The sequence below is a fragment of the Cognaticolwellia beringensis genome, assembly GCF_002076895.1.
Lineage (GTDB): Bacteria > Pseudomonadota > Gammaproteobacteria > Enterobacterales > Alteromonadaceae > Cognaticolwellia > Cognaticolwellia beringensis.
The window spans coordinates 1,474,717-1,495,322 of the sequence record NZ_CP020465.1; the positions used below are offsets into that span (position 1 = coordinate 1,474,717).

Sequence of the window (20,606 nt, forward strand, 5' to 3'; positions counted from 1 at the left end):
TTCAGCTTAGCTGATTCTGTTTGAAAAATGAGAATATAAATAATGAATATTGATGGGAAGTTAACAGCACAAACATTGAGAGACAAATTAGCTATTGAGGTAGCTGAATTTAAGTCGCGTTATAAGATTCAACCCAGCTTAACGGTAATTATTGTAGGCGATGATCCAGCTAGCCATATATATGTAAAAAATAAAGTAAAACAAACACAAGAAATTGGCATGATCTCTAATGAAATAAAGCTACCTATAGAGACCACTGAAAACCATTTACTGAGCCTACTTGAACAATTAAATAACGATGATAGTGTCCATGGTATTTTGGTTCAGTTACCTTTACCAAAACATATAGATGAAAGCGCTATTATTTCAGCCATTAACCCAGATAAAGATGTTGATGGTTTTCATGCTATGAATTCTGGCCGGTTATTTAATGGTGAACCAGGGGCATTAGTACCATGCACTCCTCAAGGTTGCGTTTTATTGGCCAAACAACATTTAGGTAAAGACTTATCCGGACTGCATGCCGTTGTAATCGGTCGTTCTAATATTGTCGGTAAACCTGTTGCTATGTTGCTACTTCAAGAAAACTGTACAGTGACAATTACACACTCTAAAACTAAAAACTTACCTGAATTGTGCAAACAAGCTGATATTTTAGTCGCGGCCGTTGGTATTGCTAAATTGGTGAAAGCTGATTGGGTTAAAGAAGGTGCAACAGTAATCGATGTAGGCATTAATAGAATTACTACGAATGAAGGGGCAACAAAATTAGTAGGCGATGTTGACTATGTAGAGGCTTTTGAAAAGTGTGGGGCGATTACTCCTGTTCCTGGAGGTGTAGGCCCAATGACGATTGCTTGTTTACTGAAAAATACCTTAGCAGCTGCAAAAAATAGTCTTCAATCGCGCTAGGTTCCATTGGTGCTATCTTTCGCTATTCAGATAATGACGTGGTTTTAATCGCTTAAGAATATTTATGATCAACAAATGAAAGCAGATACATTAATTAATCAGCAGGCAGTTTTTAAAAACATTTTAATAGTGCTAGTTTCTAATAATACACAGAATATATACTGTGTATTATTCATTTATTGTGGCTATAAAGGTAGCAGTGAAGGTTATGCTGTTTTTCTCGATAACGTATCAGTCGCTGTTTGAACTCTACGGGCAGGCTAGCAATTTCGTCTTTAGTGTTATATTTACTGAAATTATTTTTTATATAAAACTGCTGTAATTCACTGTCGATAAAGCAAATTATGTTTTCATACCTTGCGTTTTCGTTTTCATGTTCGTCATTTATAATTGTTTGTAATATTAGGCTAGCGATACTTTTTCCCTGCTCGGCCTTGACGGTAACCAGGGCATGCAGTAGCCAAAAGTTATCACTTACCTGGCCTCCTGATATCATTGCGCTCGCTATAATATGATTATTAATTTTTACAATATAACAATGATCTTGCCCAATAAATCTGGCCGAATAGCGTTGAGTTTTATAAAAACGCAATAGCTCTTTTTTATCTGCTTTAGTTGCTTTTTCAACAGTATATTTTGATTTATGAACAGTTATATTCATTGAGTTATGTCTATGAATCCGTAAGTCTAGCGGACAAGTATATATTGCATTCAAAATTCATTTTACTATATTTAATCGTCTTATCTTATTTCTTGTTATGCGTAGGCAAAATTACCGACTAATATCGGTCAATTAATTGAGTAAACAGTAAGCTAACAGCATATTTACAAGTTTTTTTATTTTTGATGAAATAGTTTGGCTCAATGTCGGCAATTACAGGTTATAATACGTCAATATATTTTGGTTTTATGTGTCTGTTTCAATAGATTTGATTAACAGATATAAGTTAATTAACGTGGAGAGTAAGCTTGCAGTTTAGTGATTTTGGATTGGATAGTAAAATAATGTCAACCGTGGAACATTTAGGTTTTAGTGAGCCTACTGAAATCCAACAGCAGGCAATTCCTGCCGCGATGACAGGTCATGATTTGATCGCATCATCTAAAACGGGCTCAGGTAAAACATTAGCATTTATTATTCCCGCTATGCAGCGCTTGTCAAAGAACCGTGCGTTAAGTAAACGTGACCCCCGTGTACTTATTTTAACGCCAACACGTGAATTAGCTAAGCAGGTTTTTACCCAACTGAGAATGTTTACTTCAGGGTCAGCGTTTAAAGCTGTACTTATTCTTGGCGGAGAAAATTTTAACGATCAGGTAAAAGTACTTGAAAAAGACCCTCACTTTATTGTTGCGACGCCAGGACGTTTAGCTGACCATCTTTCACAAGGGCATTTTTATCTTAGTGGCTTAGAATTACTTATTCTTGATGAAGCTGATCGGATGTTAGATTTAGGCTTTGCTGAGCAATTAGCGCAAATTAACAAAGCTGCTGATCATCGTAAACGCCAAACGCTTTTGTTTTCAGCTACTTTAGACCACGCGCAGGTTAATGATTTTGCGTTAGCGTTATTAAAAAAACCAAAACGAATTGCTATTGGCAGTGCTCACACTGAACATAAAGATATAACCAAACGTTTCTACCTTTGCGATAACTTAAGCCATAAAGAAAAGCTTCTTGCCCACTTTATTGCTACAGAAGTTCATCAACAAATGATCATATTTACCGCGACACGCGCAGATACTGATAGGCTTTCTACACTATTAACGCAACAGGGCCTCAGTACAGTGGCTTTAAGTGGTGAATTAAACCAAGGCCAACGAAATCAAATAATGGACGGCTTTAGTAAAGGGCAGCAAAAAATATTGATCACCACAGATCTAGCTTCTCGCGGATTAGATTTAATTAATGTTTCGCACGTCATTAACTTTGACATGCCAAAACATACTGAAGAGTTTGTGCATCGTATTGGCCGAACTGGCCGTGCAGGTAGTACGGGTGATGCTATATCTTTTGTCGGACCGAAAGACTGGATAAGCTTCAAAAATGTTGAAGGTTTTCTGCAGCAAAAACTCAGTTTTGACACGGTGGACGGCTTAAAAGCTAAGTTCAAAGGCATTAAACCTAAGAAGCCAAAAGTTGAAAGTAAATTAAAAGATAACAATAAGTCTGTTGTAATAGCTAAAACACCAAAATCGAAGAAAAATGTTAAAAACACCTTTTTAGCGCAAGACGCTGGTGATCTTCCTGTATTAAAGCGCAAGCAAATTGTTGCGCCGCAAGATATTGAAAATACGGATGTTGATGAAGTGGATTAATTTCCCTTTTAAATACTCTCAAGTCATTATACAGACCCGCTAAGCCTTGATTTTAAGAGCTATAGCGGGTTTTTTACTTTGGTAGCATAAGTTTTAATTAAATTAAACTAACCTGAGGAATCATCTGAGCTTTACTGTAGAGTAAATAACTGGATTAGATCAGTCTTACTGATTCAGTGACCTACTATTGGGGAGGAAGAGTTTATAAATACAAGATATTGAGTCTATTAAGTCGTTATTCTTCTTGTCGGTTTTATAGCGCCGAAATTTTTATTCCTATTGGTTTTTAAATCATTAATAAAAGATATTTTTTCCATAAGTAAATATCACTATTATATGTAGATAAACTACTGTTAATAGTAAAACATAATTCCCGATTAAATCACTTAAGCCGTGTTTTATTGTATGCACTGATTAGCTATTTTTTCTAATATAAACAATACTAATAACAGTTTTTAATCCCTTTAACTTTCTAAAGAGTGCCAATAAGCATGCTGTGCTCTTTTCTTGTAAGGTTACAATTACGTGTCAACTAACAATGAGCCAGAAGCTACAGTTTCATTAGATAACGTCAAGGGGCACTTTTCTGTAGATACAGAGCTGCATCAAGGTTTTCAATTAGGCAGTTTAGTGATTGAGCCTGACTTAGGTGTAGTCATTAGAAATGGTCAAAGATACCATTTAGCGCCGAAAGCGATGGAAGTTTTACTTTTTTTATCATCTACTAATGGTGAGATAGTTTCTCGAGAAAAAATATCACAGTTTGCTTGGGGTGATAACCATGCGTCCAAAGCAAATGTTACCCATGTCATCAGTGAAATAAGACATGTACTCGACGACCACAAAGAATGTCCTACCTATATTCAAACTATCCCCCGAAAAGGCTATCGCATGCTTTTGCCCACCGTAGCGAAATCAGCCAATACTATTTGGCCATTTCCTGGTGATCATCTAGAACAAATCGGTGATAGAGAAAAAAAATGGAAATTGTCATTTTCATTATTAAAAAGTAGTCGTTTGATTAATGCAAGTGCAGCGTACTTAGTCGTTTCTTGGGTTTTATTACAAGTTTTTTCAATTGTATTACCTATCTTTGATGTGCCAACTTGGGGGGGGAAAGTAGCGGCTTTATGCTTAGTTGTTGGTTTTCCAATTGTTATCAGTTTTCAGTGGTTTAAAGAGTTTAAAGCCAGAAGGAAGTTTGCTTCTGATCATAATAAACAGCAGCGATTTGTCTACCGTCAATTCGCAATTGATAGCTTTTTTGTCCTTATTATTTTATTTTTTATTTATTATATATCCACTCATTTAATTGAAAAAATAGAAACTGAAAGCAATATGCCGCCTTTGAACATGGCACTTAGTAGTAAAGCGCCAATAGCAAATGTGAGCGAAAATGCTGTTGCTGTTTTACCTTTTCTTACAACAGATACGGTTAATAATCCCCAATACTTTGTATCAGGCCTACAAGAAGAGTTGATTAATCTATTAGCATTAAAGCCAGTATTTAAAGTGTCCTCAATAAGGGCTATAAATGCATTGGAACCTGAAGCAAGTATTGAGCAAATTAAAAATAGTTTGGGGGTTAAATATATCGTCGAAGGGCGGTCTAAAACTGTAAACGGTTCATTAACGATAAATACCACCATGACAGATGTGGAAACAGGCTTTCAGGTTTGGTCTGATGAATCTATAGGGTCAACGAATGAGTTGGTGCTACTTTTTAGTGACTTGTCTCGTAAAATTACTAATGCCTTGCATTTGCTAGTGGCAGGGGATCAATCAGTTAACAACATTAATTACATGCCAACAGAAAATTTTGCCGCTTATGATGCTTATTTGCAAGGGAAAGAAAAATATAGAAACTCGAAAAACATCAACGCTTTGATAGAGGCAGAAAAGCTCTTTATTGTCGCTTTACAATTAGACCCTGATTTTATACAAGCTTCATCAGCATTATGTCAAACGTACTTAGATAAATATTTACTTAACGATGATACAAATGAATATCAAAAAGGGCTAAACGTTTGCCAACTCATTGCCAGTAATGAAACCGTATCGTTTGAATCTCAATTAGCGCTTGGCACACTTTATCGTGTTAATGGTCAATATGAGAAAGCTGAAACACATTTAATTAAAGCAAAAATAATTAACCCTGAGTCGAGTGAAGTTTACATTTCTTTGGCTGATTTATATGCCAAAATCGAGCAAAGTGACAAAGCTGAAAGCTTATATCAAGAGGCAATTAGGCTGGAGCTAGGTAATTGGAAAAACTACTATGACTACGGTGTGTTTTTGTATACTTCGGGGCGATATGAACAAGCGGTAAGTCAATTCAACAAAGTGACTTTAATCAATAAAAATAGTGCCATGGCCTATAATGCTTTAGGTGCAGTATATTATATGGCGCTGAATTTTGAACAAGCGAATATTGCTTGGTCTAAATCATTAGCCATCGAACCAACATCAGTCGTGTTTATGAATTTAGGTTCGGTATTATTCTTTATGAAGCGATTTGAAAATGCAGCTGAAATGTATTTACAAAGCGCAGAGCTGTCGCCGTTAAGCCCTACCGTTTGGGGCAATTTGGGTGATGCATTGAAGTACAGTAAAAACAAAGCCAAAAACGCTAAAGCGGCTTACGAGAAGGGACTTGATTTAGCGATAAAGAATGCAGTTATTAATGATAAAGATCCAAGTCTGCAGGCTCAAATATCTCGTTATTATTCAGAATTAACTCAATGTGATCAGGCAAAAATACATCAGGAATTAGTCCTTAATAATAAGATCCAAGATCCCTATATTTATTATGACTTAGCAATAGTCGCCATTAATTGTTTTGACGATAATAGTTTTAAGTCATTTATTGATAAAGCTATATATTTAGGTTATCCAACTAAGCTTTTACTGGCGGATCCGCAGTTTTACGACTATAAAGATTGGTTAAAAGAAATTGTTTAAAATTATTAATCTGAAAAAGGGAAGTTCAATGAATATCCAAAGTAACAAATTAATAAGTGGCATCAATAAAAGTTTAATCTTGTTAATAGCAATCATATCTATTGGCGCTCATGCTCAAAACAATAGGGATAAAGACCAAGAGTTGATCATCGATGTAGATCCCTCGACACATTGCGCTATTAATGTCGCTCCTGCAGACCATGAGAGTAATTGTTCACTGTTATACTCAGTAGATAAAAATCCTTGTAAGCATGATCCTGAATGTGTTTGTTCAAAAAAGGAGAAGTATATTTCTTGGCAAACAAGTACTGGGGATGGATTTGATATCCACTTTACCGATGGTTCGCCTTTTAAAAGGTGTGAATATAGTGCTGGTCGCGATGGTGAAGTGCGTTGTAAAATCAAAAATGATGGTGATTATTACTACGAAATTAATGTACAGGGTTGTGCAACTAACCCTTATGATCCTCGCATTGTGGTGAAATAGTGTGTGGTGAAATAATTTTTGTTGAATGATTTTTGTTGATATATACCAATTTCATTAATCGGTTGAACTATTTTATACAGGTTAAAATGGTCAAATATAGATATATTTAATCACGCGTTATTCAGGGGGAATAGGCTCCTTCATTGTCTAATAAACTGCATCCATGCAGCGATAATGATTAAATAAATAACGTAGTAGTAGGTTGTTTTAACCCGTATAAATGGTCAGATAATCAATGAGATTGGTATTATATTAAGGTAATTACTCAGCTCACTCAGCAATTAATTGTTTAACGCTATACTGACTCTCTGAGTTACCTAAATTAGCTTTTAAATAAGGTAGTATTTCATCCAGTTGGCTACTTAATTGCCATGGAGGATTGACGATAAATAACCCAGTGCCCGTCATACCATATTCATCAGTATCAGCTTGTTGGCAATATTCTACTTGCAATAAGTTACGTACTTCACTTTTAGTAAATGCGTCTTGCATTTGCTCTACAAGTTCTCGCTTAACTACGGGATACCATAAAATATAGGTGCCAGTGGCAAATTTTTTATAGGCATTAACGATAGTGCGAACCGCTTTTAAGTAATCTTCTTTTAATTCATAGGGCGGATCAATTAATACCACACCTCGACGATTTGGCGGAGGAACTAAGCCTAAAACCCCTTGATAACCGTCAGATTGCTTAACGTGTGATTTATTCCAACGTTGGCTATATTCTTTTAAATGTTCGATATCAGTTGGATGTAACTCAAATAAATGAGCGCTGTCTTGTCGACGTGTAAACTGTCGAGCTATACCGGGCGAGCCAGGGTAGAGAGCAAGTTCGTCAGATTCACGGTTTAAATCTTTTACTAAATCTATAAAGGGTTGCAGAGCTTCAGGTAAATCATTATTCCCAATTAATTTAGCAATGCCGTCTTTGTATTCCCCGGTTTTTTGTGCGTATTCATCAGCTAGTTGATACATACCTGCGCCCGAATGGCTATCAATATAATAAAAGCCTTTCTCTTTTCGGGTCATGTATTCTAGTACTAAGGTTAATACCGAATGTTTTAAAACATCAGCAAAATTTCCGGCGTGAAAAGCGTGGCGATAACTGAGCACAATGGCTCCTTAAAATGTTAGACAGTTATATAAAAATAAAGGTATCAAAATTAACTTATGATACCTTTTTTAAAGTGCGTTTAACGCGATGACTACTTTACTCTTGTGATGCTAAGTATTCGTCGTACCCACCAGCAAAGTCAGTGTAACCACCTTCGGTTAATTCGATGATACGAGTCGCTAAACTTGAAACAAATTCACGGTCATGACTGACGAATAAAATAGTGCCTTCAAACTGTTCCATCGCCATGTTTAATGACTCAATAGACTCCATATCCATGTGGTTTGTTGGTTCATCCATAACGAGAATGTTAGGCTTTTGCATCATGATCTTACCGAACAACATACGACCTTGTTCGCCACCTGAAAGTACTTTAACAGACTTGTTAATGTCGTCAGCAGAGAATAATAAACGCCCTAAATAGCCACGAACCGCTTGCTCATCATCAGTAGGTTGACGCCATTGGCTCATCCACTCAAATAAGGTCATGTCATTTTCAAATTCATGACTATGATCTTGTGCATAGTAGCCAATGTTAACGTTTTCCGACCAGGTGTATAAACCTGACGTTGGTTGATAATCAGCTTCGCCCATAATGGTACGCAAAAATGTGGTTTTACCGATACCGTTTTGTCCGATAATAGCGACACGCTCACCCACTTCAATCATCATATTAAGATCTGTTAAGACCTTATTATCATCAAAGTTTTTGTTCATGTTTTCCATCACAAGGGCGTTACGGAATAACTTCTTTTCTTGTTCAAAACGAATAAACGGATTAACACGACTTGAGGCTTTTACGTCTGCCAATTGAATTTTATCAATTTGCTTAGCACGAGAAGTGGCCTGTTTTGCTTTTGAAGCATTTGCCGAGAAGCGCGCCACGAAAGCTTGTAGTTCACCAATTTGTGCTTTTTTCTTGGCGTTGTCCGACATTAATTGTGCTCTAGCTTGCGTAGAGGCCAACATGTACTCGTCGTAGTTACCTGGGAATACTCGTAACTCACCGTAATCTAAATCAGCCATATGGGTACAAACACTGTTTAAGAAATGGCGATCATGCGAGATGATTATCATGGTTGAATCGCGCGCGTTCAATGTTTCTTCTAACCATTGAATCGTGTGAATATCCAAGTTGTTGGTTGGCTCATCAAGTAATAAAATATCAGGATTTGAGAATAAAGCTTGGGCCAATAGCACACGTAATTTCCAACCAGGGGCAACATCACTCATTAAACCGTAATGCTGATCAACAGGAATACCAACGCCCATTAATAACTCACCGGCGCGACTTTCTGCGCTGTAACCGTCCATTTCAGCATATTCAGCTTCTAAATCACCAGCACGCATACCATCAGCTTCACTCATTTCAGGTAAGGCATAAATACGGTCACGTTCTTCTTTTATCGCCCATAACTTGGTATGGCCCATAATCACGGTATCAACAACAGACGTTGCTTCAAAGCCAAACTGGTCTTGACGAAGCTTACCAATACGTTCGTTTGGATCTAAGGCAACGTTGCCAGATGTTTGCTCTAAATCACCACCCAAAATTTTCATAAAGGTTGATTTACCACAGCCATTGGCGCCGATTAAACCATAGCGGTTGCCGCCACCAAATTTTTGTGAAATGTTTTCAAATAACGGTTTAGCACCGAATTGTTGGGTAATATTGTTTGCAGCTAACATATGAATTCCGTAGCGAGTGTTTAGAAGAGTACTTGACTCATAACTTTTAAAATAATGCGCGCGATTATACTTGAAGCGTAAAATAATGTCAGTAGAAGATACTAAAAACAATAAGCCTAGCAAGAGAGCTAGGCTTATAAAAATAGAATAAAAACAAAGAAAGTCCTAGTTACTAATGCGCTTCTTCTTTGCAGGACCATTAGGTTTTCTGTCGTTAAACTGATTATCAGAAAAACGTGTTAAGCCTTGTTTGGCTTTATCACCAGGTTTAGCTTTTTTAGCGGTTATTGGCTTTTTACCGTAACGTTTTTCTTGTCCAGGCGAGGTTTTATTACCTAAGGCATTATTTTTACCTTTACCGTTATTTTTATAATGTACCTGCTGACTTTCATTTCTTGTTTCATTAGGTACTAAACAACCAGGTTTGCTGCCAATAAGTTTTCTTGCAAGGCCCATTTTAGTCAAGGCTTCACGAATAATGCCCCAGTTAGCAGGATCGTGATAACGCAATATAGCTTTATGTAAACGACGCTGAATAGTACCTTTTGGCACGGCTACTGACGCGCTGTCTTTTTTAACATTACGTAATGAGTCAATCTCAGTATGATAAAGCGTTGTAGCATTGGCTAAAGGCGACGGGTAAAAATTTTGTACTTGGTCGAGCTTAAAGTCGTTTTCTTTTAACCATAATGCGAGGTTTACCATGTCTAAATCGGTAGTACCCGGATGCGCTGAGATAAAGTAAGGGATCAAGTACTGCTTTTTACCGGCAAGTTTAGAGTAATGATCAAACATTTCTTTAAACTTGTTATAACTGCCCATACCAGGTTTCATCATTTTATTTAATGGCCCTTCTTCTGTATGTTCAGGAGCAATCTTTAAGTAACCACCGACATGATGAGTGGCCAATTCTTTTACATATTCCGGATCTTGTATGGCTAAGTCATACCTTACACCCGAAGCGATAAGTATTTTCTTAATGCCTTTAACTTTCCGTGCTCTGCGGTATAAATTAATGGTTGGGGTATGGTCGGTCTCTAAGTGGCCACAAATGGTTGGCCAGACACATGACGGTTTACGACAAGTCGCTTCTGCTTTCTCACTTTTACAGTTTAATTTATACATATTAGCGGTTGGTCCGCCAAGATCAGAAATTACACCGGTAAAACCAGGGACTTTTAATTTAATATCTTCGATTTCAGCGATAATAGAGTCTTCACTACGACTTTGAATAATGCGTCCTTCATGCTCAGTGATAGAACAGATCGGGCACCTTAGTAAAGGTATAGTTAGAAAACTTACCAAACCCTATAAATTATTGGCCTACACAATATTTCTAAAAAACACTTAGAAATGAAAATATTTACTGTAGGAAGCTAGAAAAAATTAAGTGATATTTCTAAATTATATAAGCAAGCTTAATACTAAACTTGCTCTCGGATTACTTTTTCTTTTTAAACTGATTATCACTAAAGCGGGTTAAGCCTTGTTTTCCATTAGTTGGTTTTTTCCCATAACCAGATTTAGCTCTTTGTTGACCTGGTGAAGTTTTATTACCAGCAGAGTTATTTTTACCTTGTCTATTTCTATTGGTTGAATTTTGCTCAGCACGTGTTTCTTTAGGCACTAGGCAATTTGGCGCAGAGCCAATAAGTTTACTTAATCCCATTTTTGTCAATGCCTGACGAACTTGTGGCCAATTAACTGGATCATGGTAACGTAAAATCGCTTTGTGCAAACGTCGTTGAATAGCGCCTTTAGGCACTGTAATTTTACCATCTTCTTTTGCTAAGTTTTTACTAGTAATGTTACGTAAAGAATTAAGCTCCGTATGGTATAACGTTGTTGCATTTGCTAATGGCGACGGATAAAAGTTTTGCACTTGATCCAATTTAAAGTTATTTTCTTTTAGCCATAAAGCTAAATTTACCATATCTCTATCGGTAGTACCTGGATGAGCAGAGATAAAATAAGGAATTAAATATTGTTTTTTACCAGCAAGTTTTGAGTAATGATCAAACATCTCTTTGAATTTATCATAGCTACCCATACCTGGCTTCATCATATTATTTAATGGCCCATTCTCGGTATGTTCAGGTGCTATTTTTAAATAACCACCCACATGATGGGTTGCTAATTCTTGAACATATTCAGGGTGTTCAATAGCCAAATCGTAGCGTACACCCGAAGCGATTAGTACCTTCTTAATACCCTTAACTTTACGTGCTTTACGGTATAGTTCTATCGTTGGTGTGTGATCGGTATCTAAGTGGCCACAAATGGTTGGCCATACGCATGAAGGTTTACGACAAGTTGCTTCAGCTTTTTCGCTTTTACAATTTAGCTGATACATATTGGCGGTTGGTCCGCCTAAATCTGAAATTACACCGGTGAAACCGGGAACTTTTACTTTGATATCTTCAATTTCAGCAATAATTGACTCATGAGAACGTGATTGAATAATACGACCTTCATGTTCTGTTATGCTACAAAACGTACATCCTCCAAAGCACCCCCTCATGATATTGATAGACGTTTTTATCATATCGTACGCAGGAATTTTAGCTTTGCCATAGCTTGGGTGTGGAACACGCTTATATTCAAGACCAAACACACCATCCATTTCATTTGTAGATAATGGTTTAGCTGGTGGGTTTAACCAAATTAGGCGAGTACCATGACTCTGTACAAGCGGCTTAGCTGATGTTGGATTTACTTCTTGATGGAAAATACGAGATGCGTGTGCATAAAGTACTTTGTTCTCTTTTACTTGATCAAAGGTCGGCAAATTAATATAAGTCGTTTCCCAAGGCTTTGATTTCTTTTCCCACGTCTTGTTTTTATAATCTGCCATTATAATAGGTTGGGCTGTTTTAGTGATATCTTTTTCTACTGATGAAGCTTCTGTTTTAGCTTCGTTATCACTACAAGTTTCAGGTGTTATTTCTTCATAAGGACTAAAAATAGGGTCTATTTTACCTGGTCGGTCGATATCTCTAGAATCTATACCTTTCCAACCTGGCAGAGCCTGATTAGTTAAAAAAGCACTACCACGTACATCGGTAATGGTTTTAACGTCTTCTCCACGGGCAATTCTATGAGCAATTTCTACTAAAGGACGCTCGGCGTTACCAAAAACTAGCAGGTCTGCTTTTGAATCAAATAGCACGGAACGACGAACTTTATCAGACCAATAATCGTAATGGGCAATTCGTCGTAAACTGGCTTCAATACCACCAATAATAACAGGAACGCCTTTAAATGCTTCTTTACAACGTTGGGTATAAGCTGTTACCGCGCGATCTGGGCGTTTACCACCTTCATCGTTAGGAGTGTAAGCATCGTCATGACGCATTCTTCGCTCAGCGGTATAACGGTTTATCATGGAATCCATATTTCCGGCTGTAACACCGAAGAATAGGTTAGGTTTTCCTAGCTCCATAAAGGCATCTTTTGAGTGCCATGCAGGCTGTGAAATAATACCGACACGAAAGCCTTGAGCCTCTAACATGCGGCCAATAATAGCCATACCAAAGCTTGGGTGATCGACATAAGCGTCACCAGTTACAATAATAATGTCACAGCTATCCCAGCCTAAAATGTCCATTTCTTTTCGAGTCATAGGTAAAAATGGCGCTGTACCATAACATTCAGCCCAATATTTAGGGTATGAAAATAAATTAATTTCTTTGTTTTTTAGGTTTGGCAGGGAATTCAATGTCTTAATCTCTGAAAAATAGAAGCCAAAGGATTATAACATAGAGCAGTTAAATAGAGTCATTGTTAATATCTTCGCTGTTTAAATATCTTTCATGGCTTTTAATGTTTTGCCATAGAATTAATAGTTTAAAACTATTCTATAAATATATCTAAAATCTTACCTACTTCTAAATGATTGTTATTAACTTCCAGTTTAAACTGCGTATCAAGCAAATGAATTGTCACCTATATTACATAGAGCAGCCAATTACTAACGTTAAACAAACAGCTTTCTGTTTTTAGAGGTTACCCATTCCTAACAGAGTCACGCCATGAATGTTCAGCGGATTGGTGGTGCGAGTGTCTCTGTTTGGTGGGAATTAAGACGTTTAAAAGAAAAGCTTGGTCTCGACTGTGCATTAGAAAAAGCACGAGTCGTTGCTGATGAAAGAAAATGGGATGATTTTATTAATGCGATGAGCTGTGTGTTTGCCAAACGCAAAGACCAACCCTTAAAGCTTGCCTACGATGCAACGTTCAATAAAGAAACAGGTGAATGTAAGCTCGGTTTTTACGATGGTAATATCATTCAAACGCTCAAAGGATTGATGTTTAAAGGCAATTGATAGTCACACGTTTTTTCAGTTGGCGTTTAGAAAGAGCAAACGAAGTTTGCTTTAACTTGGAGTTCTGTAAATAACTGTACTAAAAGATTAAGTCATGTTGTTTTGCTTTATTATAAGGTTCTATTTTAGTGAAAAATGTATAGAATATATAAAAAATTAATTTAGCAATAGGAATTTTCTTGGAATCTACAACGAGTAATACTCCTCAAGTCAGTGAAGAGGAATTTGAAGAAGAGTTTGAAGAAGAAATACTCGAACCTTTCGATCCAGACAAGATATCTATCGAACAAAGAGTAGTGTCGATGGATGCAATTAAAAGGAGATTAAACCAAGGTACTATTCGCCTATCACCTGACTTTCAAAGAAATGAAGTTTGGGATGAGACTCGAAGGAGTCAGTTAATAGAGTCTATCATGCTAAAGATACCTTTACCTATGTTTTACGTTGCAGCGAATGAACAAGGTGAATGGGAAGTTGTAGATGGACTTCAAAGGTTATCAACAATTAGAGATTTCTTGCTTCTAAACCCAGTAACTAATTTACCTTTGAAATTAGACAAATTAGAGTTTTTACAGAAAAAATTTGGAGGGATGACTTTCAATAAAATGGAGAGTGATCCAACGTGTCAAAGAGTTATTAATACAATAATGGAAACAGAATTGCGGTTCACCGTTATTAATCCAGGGACACCAGAAGATGTAAAACGGAACATATTCAAGAGAATCAATACAGGAGGGCTACCTCTTACTACTCAAGAAATTAGGCATGCCTTGTACCAAGGAAATTCAACTAAACTATTGCAACATCTAATGGGAAGTCAATATTTTATCCGCGCAATAAATTCAAAAATAAATGATAAAAGGATGGCGACGAGAGAACTTATTCTTCGATTTGTAGCTTTCTATATTTTTGAAAAAAATGATTATAAAATGAACTTAGACAAATGGCTAAGTGACGCGATGAGAGTAATAAATTTATTCCCCGAACTTGACGAAAAGAAATTATCTAAAGTATTTACAGATGGCTCAGCCCCGAAAATAAAACATCACTCAATTGAAGATATCAGGTATAAATTTGAGTTAGCTATGTATAGGGCAAAAGAATTATTTGGAGATCATGCTTTTAGAAAATCTACAATTCACGATAATAAAAAGTCACCAATTAACAAAGCTCTTTTTGAGTGTTGGTCTAATATTTTGAGTGGATTATCAGATGATGAATTTTCGAAATTATTGGAGCACAAAGCTGATTTTACGTACTCTTATAAAGAATATTTGTTAAATGAAGATGTACTCAACTCTATAAGTCGTCACGCTTCACAGGCTATCAGAGGGGTAAACTATAGATATGAAGTTTTTGAAAATTTAGTTAAGCATTATTTGGATATCTCATGATTAAGTTATTAAGTCTAAAAGGTTTTAAGTCCTTTAGTGAAATAGATATACCGTTCAAGCCTTTAACTCTCTTTTCAGGGCTGAATAATAGTGGTAAAAGTTCGATTATTCAATCTTTAAGAATGTATGTAAAAGCTTGTGATAATAAATCTCCATTTATTGAAGGGTATGGTTCTTTAAGGGAGTTGCGTTCGAAGCTTTCCCACCCTAGCGAGCCAGTAACAATAAAATTGGAGTACAGTTCAGATGACGTCGACCAGCTTATACTTCATGAAGATGAGGACAAACAATCTTACCCTGAAAAATCTCTTGTTTTTTCCTTTCTTTCAGCAGATAGGTTAGGCCCACAAACATATTTACCTTTAAGTAACAACTATACTCATTTTCCAAAAATTGGTGATAGAGGTGAGTTTGTATATGAGTTCATTGATAAGTTAGAGCGGTCAATAGTTCCAGATACAATGCAACATGAGAATAGTCAGGGGGACATATTACCGTTAGCTATTAAAGGTTGGCTTTCTGAAATATCTCCTAATGTAGACTTCCTTTATCAATTAAATTCTAAAGTTGATATTGCTCAAGCTACATTTGATGAATTTAGACCTAAAAATGTAGGTTTTGGACTTAGTCACGCTCTCCCTATTATAAGTACTATATTAGGACATGTTGCGACAAAGCCGATTCATGATTGGGATGAAGATTGGGGGAAGGAATGGGATGAACGTCGACTCAATAACACTTTGATTGTTATTGAAAACCCTGAAACGCACCTCCACCCTCGAGGTCAAACTGCTATGGGTGTATTGTTGGCGATGGCAGCCTCTCATGGTGTTCAAATTGTACTGGAAACACATAGCGATCATCTTATGGACGGTATTAGATTAGCATGTAAGGAAAAGTTGATTTCTAACGATGATGTAATATTTCATTATTTGTCTAAAGAAAATAGTGAATCTGAAACTAAAATTCAAACCCCAAGTATTGATGAAAATGGAAAGCTAAGCTTCTGGCCAAATGGATTTTTTGACCAATCAATGAAAATAAGAGCTAAATTAGCAAGGAAATAGAATGGATCATTTGCTATGTATAAATACAAATAGCTTCCCCGCAGAAAATATTGAAACAGCAAAAGAACTATTCATGGATTCAATCCAAGGGATATTACAGTTATTTGTAGAAAGCGATGATCGAGTGGTTTTTTATCTTGATTTATTGGATGACAGGAATCTATATAGTTTAGAACTTAGTCAAGGCTTTGCATACCAAGATTTTTTAGATTACTTGCAAGAAGAAAATGAGTATGATCTACTTTCTGTATTATACGATATTGAAGATAAGTCACCTGCTTTGGACTTCTTTGATGAAGAAGCCATAGATAGTATTACTGAATATACATATTTTTTGGAAGGACATGAGTTACACCTTAATCCTGCCGTTTTTAGTATTGCGGATCATTTAGGTGCTAAATTACTAAGCTTGGATACTTCACCTGAATGGAGTTCTCACCAGCTAGGTTTTAACATAACTAAATGTGGGGAGTTCAATCAAGAAAAGTGTGTCGTAGATAATATTTCAACTAAGTCTCATGGAGAGCTTCTTTATACATTATATAATTCACTAGATTTAAATGATGCTTGTCCAATACAGGATATCTCAGGTGAGTTATTGTTATGGTTTTCAGAGCTCTCAGCTGAGAACAGAAATATTGTATATAAGAAGTTAAAACATTGTCATGAACTTGGCTTTAGGGGGAACGAGCCACTCTTCAAGCAACTTACAGGAACTAATGCTGTATGGGAAGTACGATTTAGTGCTTTTTCAGGTGGTGCAATAAGAATATTGTACAAGCTGAGAGGTAGTACAACTGTTTTATTGGTTGGTTTTATAAAAAAATCCAATGATGAAGGTTATGATCAAAATATTACACGAGCAGAAGAAATTTTTAACAGATAATATCAATTGCTCTCCCCAGCTACACACCGATGATGATTTATGATTAAGGTTAAATTACCCGTGTTTACCCCATTGTTTTTTATAGACTTTGTGGTACTACCTTCGTTTTTACTACCTCATTAACAGGGCGTTAGGCTTTAAAACTATGAATTGGCAAGAATTAATCAAATACTCTAGCGTTCAACTACGAAAGCATGATGAAAATGACATGCCCTCTAGTTTTGGCTCTGGCTGTCTTTTTGACTTTAAAGAAAATCGCTATTTATTAACTGTATTCCATGTTGCTGAAAAGTCATCTAAATGGTCTGCACAAATAAAGTTTAATGATCATGTCCAGAAAATTGAGGTTTTATTTCTTAATCAATTTAGTTATTTGGCGGATTATTCTGAAGATAAAAAATCAATAAAAGATGTAGAGTTTTCTTTTCACCCCGTTCGCCCAGACTTAAAGATCTATTTTTACAACAGAACATACAAAGGTGAAACTTTAGAAATAAAAGAAAGACCTGTGTTTACAGTAGACGACATTGGCGAGCCAAATAAAGAAACTATGTATGGGTTTTCTGGCGATATACATCCAACATCATTCCCTGATTTAAATGCTTTTGAAACTACGCAACTTATATATCATGGATTAAAATATGACAGATTAGAAAATGGTATGCATTACTTTAAATTACCTGAAAATCATCCTGGGCATGAAATTTTTCAAGGTTGTAGTGGTGCACCGATTATCGGAGAAGATGGTAAGTTAGTAAGCCTTGTAAGTGGTGGTTGTGTCGATAAAAATGAAATATATGGTTGTAACCTACAGAAATGCATTAGAACCTTAGATTACTTTTTAGAATAAAAATCCTAGCAAGAGACTATGACTGACCGTTCTTATATTATTTGGTGGCTAAACTGAGATGTAGTTGTCCTGAACACTTAATTTACTTGCTTAATAAAACTTCCATAGATGGACAATAGTATTATGGAACAGAGCCTTAATTTAATTGACTAAAATAAAACGAGAGCATAGTTACCTCAATTCACTTAACCCAAGTTCAATTGATTCTTGCTGAAATCGACCAAAAATATTAACCACTTGTTCATACGAACTTGTCAAAAAGTGTTTATCAGATGTTTCCTTAACTTGCTCAAAAGGTACAGCATCAACAAAGTGTTCAGTATGTAAGCGCACAATTAAGCAGTGCGCTTAGCTATAATCGAAGTCTAGATGCACATTCCATGGCATTAGATCGGTAAAATCATCATCGTCACTTTGACGTGCGGGCAATGTTTTGAATAAATGCTGGAAGTAATAATATGGATTGATGTCATTGGCCCTGCACGTCATGACAATACTATAAAGTATCGCACTTGCTTGTGCACCATTGACTGATTTTGAGAATAACCAGTTTTTTCTACCTGTTGTAAACGGCCGAATATCTCGTTCAGTGATATTATTATCAATCCCTAAATGACCATCTTCAACGTACCTAATCAGTTTATGCCACTGGTTGAGATTGTATTTTATTGCTTTGCCAATATAACTCCCCGCGATCACTTTATCACTGGCTTCATCAAGCCATGCTTTGAATTGTGTTAAAATCGGCAGGGCTTTTTCTTGTCGTAATTGATACCGTGCTTGTGGTGATAACTTTTTGTTCTTCGCTTGAGTTTCTATTTTATATAATTGACTGATAAAGCTGATCGCTTTATGCGCACGGCCTTTATTTTTCGACTCTGCTTTTAAGGCTTCATCATATTTACGTCTAGCGTGCGCCCAACATCCCACAGGAATAACGCCTTCAATACCGTCATAAACACTGTAACCATCGCATTGTAAATATCCTTGATAATCTCTGAGGAACGCTTCTGCGCAAGCACGACTACGACCCGCTTGATAGTCGTAAATAACCACTGGCTGTTTACTGACTTCATTACTGCGATAAACCCACATTTGTGAATTGCTACTTGGATTATCACCTTCATCAAGGACTTGTACACGCGTTTCATCCGCACATAAACTATGCTCACCAAGTAAGTGGCGCTGCATTGCTTTGACTAATGGCTTAATGAGTACGCCGACCTTAATGCACCAGTTGGCTAGGGTTCCTCTGGATATTTTTAAACCGCCGCGCTCAAAGATATCAACTAAACGATACAGCGGCAGTGCATCACAGTATTTAGCAGTAACTACTGCGGCTAAGGCCTCAGGACTCGCGATACTACCAGGAATAGGTTGAGCTGGTTTAGGCGCAGTTATTATTTTACAGCTTAGCTCTTCATGCTCACAGTGCCTGCAAGCGTATTTAAATTGTTTATGTTTTATCACACTGATTTTGGCGGGGATAATTTTCACTTGTTCGCTATCTTCACTGCCACAGTGATGCATTTGTTCACCGCAACACGTACAAGCTAACTCGGTTAAGGTGTGCTCAACGTCTTCTCGCTCAAAGTGTTTAGCTAGCGATTGTTTACCTTTTTTATGATGTTTGGGAGGCTCACTCGTTTTATGCTGCTCGGCTTCGTTGAAGGTACCTCGGGGGGCTTTTTCACTTTTTCGACCGTACTTTTGTGATTTGCTTAGCTTTAATTCGGCGAGTAGATGGTCAATACGCGTTTGCATTTCAACTTTATCTTCTTGCCATACCGCCTTATCTTTTTTCAAGGCATCAATCTGTACTTGCATCTGGGCAAGTTGATTTTGTAAGGTGAGGAGTTGTGTGTCATCTGTCATTTTTATAGCATGACACACTGGCAAGATCGTACAAGAGGGTAACAATGATCGTAATGGATTACATCACAGACAAGCCTGATAATGTGGGATGTCGAGTCTGGCTCGTCACCGCCAAACCGGATAATAACCATTGAAGTTGGCGCTGTTCAATGCTCATTGCAGCACATGCTTCGCCGTATTTTGGCCATTGAAATCGTCCTTGCTCTAAACGACGATAATAAAGCCAAAAACCATTAGTATCCCAAAATAATATTTTTAATTTATCGCGCTGTTTATTACAAAAAACAAACCAAGCTTGACTCAAAGGATCGAGTAATAAGGTTTCGCTGACTATAATGCTAAGACCATTGATTGATTTTCTCATGTCAGTGAAGCCGGTAACCAAATAAACTTGGCTTGGGGAATGCATTACAGCGCACTCAATAGTTGCGTTAAGGCTTGATGGCTTAAGGTCGACTCAAAATCTACTTGGTAGCCACTGGGCGTGGAGAGTTTAATCATGGAAGGTTGTGTCAAAGACTGCTCATGAATAACAAAGGGGATCACCTGTTGCGGTTCAATTGGTTGGGTTTTATCAGAAAGGCGTTTACGCCAACCATAGAAGGTAGACACGTTAATATTGTTGTCGCGACAAAATTGAATGATAGTTAAATCACTATCTTGCTGCTGTTCAAAGATGTTTTGCCAGTGTTTTATTTTTTGTTGATTATTCATAATGACCTCATGT

General features: G+C 36.7%; 17 protein-coding genes and 1 pseudogene. 9 read left to right on the forward strand and 9 right to left on the reverse strand.

All coding sequences use genetic code 11. From position 1 onward, the window contains the following. The first annotated feature begins 42 nt into the window (after positions 1-42). A complete protein-coding gene (gene folD, locus B5D82_RS06175) occupies positions 43-912 on the forward strand; it encodes a bifunctional methylenetetrahydrofolate dehydrogenase/methenyltetrahydrofolate cyclohydrolase FolD (RefSeq protein WP_081150006.1) in 870 nt (289 codons plus the stop codon). Positions 913-1,084: 172 nt separating this feature from the next. Here the strand turns inward: folD and B5D82_RS06180 are convergent, their stop codons facing one another. Further along, positions 1,085-1,573 (reverse strand): GNAT family N-acetyltransferase, encoded by a 489-nt coding sequence (locus B5D82_RS06180; RefSeq protein WP_081150007.1) that lies wholly within the window; start codon positions 1,571-1,573, stop codon positions 1,085-1,087. Between the two features lie 308 nt (positions 1,574-1,881). Here B5D82_RS06180 and B5D82_RS06185 point away from each other — a divergent pair, with 308 nt between their 5' ends. The 3 genes from B5D82_RS06185 (at position 1,882) to B5D82_RS06195 (ending at position 6,679) form a co-directional block, all read left to right on the forward strand. Continuing rightward, positions 1,882-3,231, forward strand: a complete 1,350-nt coding sequence (locus B5D82_RS06185; protein ID WP_081150009.1) for a DEAD/DEAH box helicase — start codon at positions 1,882-1,884, stop codon at positions 3,229-3,231. A gap of 525 nt (positions 3,232-3,756) precedes the next feature. After that, the gene (locus tag B5D82_RS06190; protein WP_081150011.1) at positions 3,757-6,192 is read left to right on the forward strand and encodes a winged helix-turn-helix domain-containing protein; all 2,436 of its coding nucleotides are present in this window, start codon (positions 3,757-3,759) and stop codon (positions 6,190-6,192) included. Positions 6,193-6,220: 28 nt separating this feature from the next. After that, entirely contained in the window at positions 6,221-6,679 is a 459-nt protein-coding gene (locus B5D82_RS06195; RefSeq protein WP_081150012.1) for a hypothetical protein, read from the forward strand. A 270-nt stretch (positions 6,680-6,949) separates the two neighbouring features. On the opposite strand, the gene B5D82_RS06200 is transcribed toward B5D82_RS06195, so the two are convergent. The 4 genes and pseudogenes from B5D82_RS06200 to B5D82_RS06215 all read right to left on the reverse strand — a co-directional run bounded on the left by B5D82_RS06200 (position 6,950) and on the right by B5D82_RS06215 (position 13,191). Further along, positions 6,950-7,792, reverse strand: a complete 843-nt coding sequence (locus B5D82_RS06200) for a 23S rRNA (adenine(2030)-N(6))-methyltransferase RlmJ (RefSeq protein ID WP_081150014.1) — start codon at positions 7,790-7,792, stop codon at positions 6,950-6,952. Between the two features lie 97 nt (positions 7,793-7,889). After that, entirely contained in the window at positions 7,890-9,482 is a 1,593-nt protein-coding gene (locus tag B5D82_RS06205; protein ID WP_081150015.1) for an ABC-F family ATPase, read from the reverse strand. 165 nt (positions 9,483-9,647) lie between these two features. Continuing rightward, a pseudogene (locus B5D82_RS06210) lies at positions 9,648-10,754 on the reverse strand (DUF3362 domain-containing protein); the annotation flags it as partial. A gap of 169 nt (positions 10,755-10,923) precedes the next feature. Then, positions 10,924-13,191 carry a YgiQ family radical SAM protein gene (locus B5D82_RS06215; RefSeq protein ID WP_216629028.1) on the reverse strand — a complete coding sequence of 756 codons (2,268 nt, stop codon included), beginning with the start codon at positions 13,189-13,191 and terminating at the stop codon, positions 10,924-10,926. 322 nt (positions 13,192-13,513) lie between these two features. Between B5D82_RS06215 and B5D82_RS06220 the strand changes: the two genes are divergently transcribed. From B5D82_RS06220 to B5D82_RS06240, 5 genes are all read left to right on the forward strand, one after another. After that, entirely contained in the window at positions 13,514-13,807 is a 294-nt protein-coding gene (locus tag B5D82_RS06220) for a hypothetical protein (RefSeq protein WP_081148189.1), read from the forward strand. A gap of 179 nt (positions 13,808-13,986) precedes the next feature. After that, positions 13,987-15,201 carry a DUF262 domain-containing protein gene (locus B5D82_RS06225; protein WP_081148187.1) on the forward strand — a complete coding sequence of 405 codons (1,215 nt, stop codon included), beginning with the start codon at positions 13,987-13,989 and terminating at the stop codon, positions 15,199-15,201. Beyond that, positions 15,198-16,268, forward strand: coding sequence for an AAA family ATPase (locus B5D82_RS06230; protein WP_081148185.1), 1,071 nt, complete (start codon positions 15,198-15,200; stop codon positions 16,266-16,268). Before B5D82_RS06225 ends, B5D82_RS06230 begins: the two co-directional genes overlap by 4 nt. Position 16,269: 1 nt before the next feature. After that, positions 16,270-17,154: a type II toxin-antitoxin system RelE/ParE family toxin gene (locus B5D82_RS06235; protein ID WP_081148183.1), complete on the forward strand. Its 885-nt coding sequence runs from the start codon at positions 16,270-16,272 to the stop codon at positions 17,152-17,154. 145 nt (positions 17,155-17,299) lie between these two features. Further along, positions 17,300-18,004, forward strand: coding sequence for a hypothetical protein (locus B5D82_RS06240; protein ID WP_081148181.1), 705 nt, complete (start codon positions 17,300-17,302; stop codon positions 18,002-18,004). 171 nt (positions 18,005-18,175) lie between these two features. Here B5D82_RS06240 and B5D82_RS19860 read toward each other — a convergent pair whose 3' ends face one another. From B5D82_RS19860 to tnpA, 4 genes are read right to left on the reverse strand one after another with little or no spacing between them, the layout of a single operon-like run. Next, complete coding sequence (locus tag B5D82_RS19860) at positions 18,176-18,337, reverse strand: hypothetical protein (protein ID WP_157673809.1); 162 nt, start codon at positions 18,335-18,337, stop codon at positions 18,176-18,178. Positions 18,338-18,352: 15 nt separating this feature from the next. Then, on the reverse strand, positions 18,353-19,879 hold the full coding sequence (gene tnpC / locus B5D82_RS06245; RefSeq protein ID WP_172820608.1) for an IS66 family transposase: 1,527 nt from the start codon (positions 19,877-19,879) through the stop codon (positions 18,353-18,355). A 58-nt stretch (positions 19,880-19,937) separates the two neighbouring features. Continuing rightward, positions 19,938-20,288 (reverse strand): IS66 family insertion sequence element accessory protein TnpB, encoded by a 351-nt coding sequence (gene tnpB, locus B5D82_RS06250; protein WP_157673808.1) that lies wholly within the window; start codon positions 20,286-20,288, stop codon positions 19,938-19,940. Continuing rightward, the gene (gene tnpA / locus B5D82_RS06255) at positions 20,288-20,593 is read right to left on the reverse strand and encodes an IS66 family insertion sequence element accessory protein TnpA (protein ID WP_081148179.1); all 306 of its coding nucleotides are present in this window, start codon (positions 20,591-20,593) and stop codon (positions 20,288-20,290) included. Before tnpA ends, tnpB begins: the two co-directional genes overlap by 1 nt. Between the last annotated feature and the right edge of the window lie 13 nt (positions 20,594-20,606).

Bases quoted from the DNA above. Each gene is read 5' to 3' on its own strand.
- B5D82_RS06180 (WP_081150007.1), bottom strand. From the start codon at position 1,573: ATGAATATAACTGTTCATAAATCAAAATATACTGTTGAAAAAGCAACT.
- B5D82_RS06240 (WP_081148181.1), top strand. From the start codon at position 17,300: ATGAATTGGCAAGAATTAATCAAATACTCTAGCGTTCAACTACGAAAG.
- tnpA (WP_081148179.1), bottom strand. From the start codon at position 20,593: ATGAATAATCAACAAAAAATAAAACACTGGCAAAACATCTTTGAACAG.
- B5D82_RS06220 (WP_081148189.1), top strand. From the start codon at position 13,514: ATGAATGTTCAGCGGATTGGTGGTGCGAGTGTCTCTGTTTGGTGGGAA.
- folD (WP_081150006.1), top strand. From the start codon at position 43: ATGAATATTGATGGGAAGTTAACAGCACAAACATTGAGAGACAAATTA.
- tnpB (WP_157673808.1), bottom strand. From the start codon at position 20,288: ATGCATTCCCCAAGCCAAGTTTATTTGGTTACCGGCTTCACTGACATG.
- B5D82_RS06205 (WP_081150015.1), bottom strand. From the start codon at position 9,482: ATGTTAGCTGCAAACAATATTACCCAACAATTCGGTGCTAAACCGTTA.
- B5D82_RS06230 (WP_081148185.1), top strand. From the start codon at position 15,198: ATGATTAAGTTATTAAGTCTAAAAGGTTTTAAGTCCTTTAGTGAAATA.
- tnpC (WP_172820608.1), bottom strand. From the start codon at position 19,879: ATGACAGATGACACACAACTCCTCACCTTACAAAATCAACTTGCCCAG.
- B5D82_RS06235 (WP_081148183.1), top strand. From the start codon at position 16,270: ATGGATCATTTGCTATGTATAAATACAAATAGCTTCCCCGCAGAAAAT.
- B5D82_RS06195 (WP_081150012.1), top strand. From the start codon at position 6,221: ATGAATATCCAAAGTAACAAATTAATAAGTGGCATCAATAAAAGTTTA.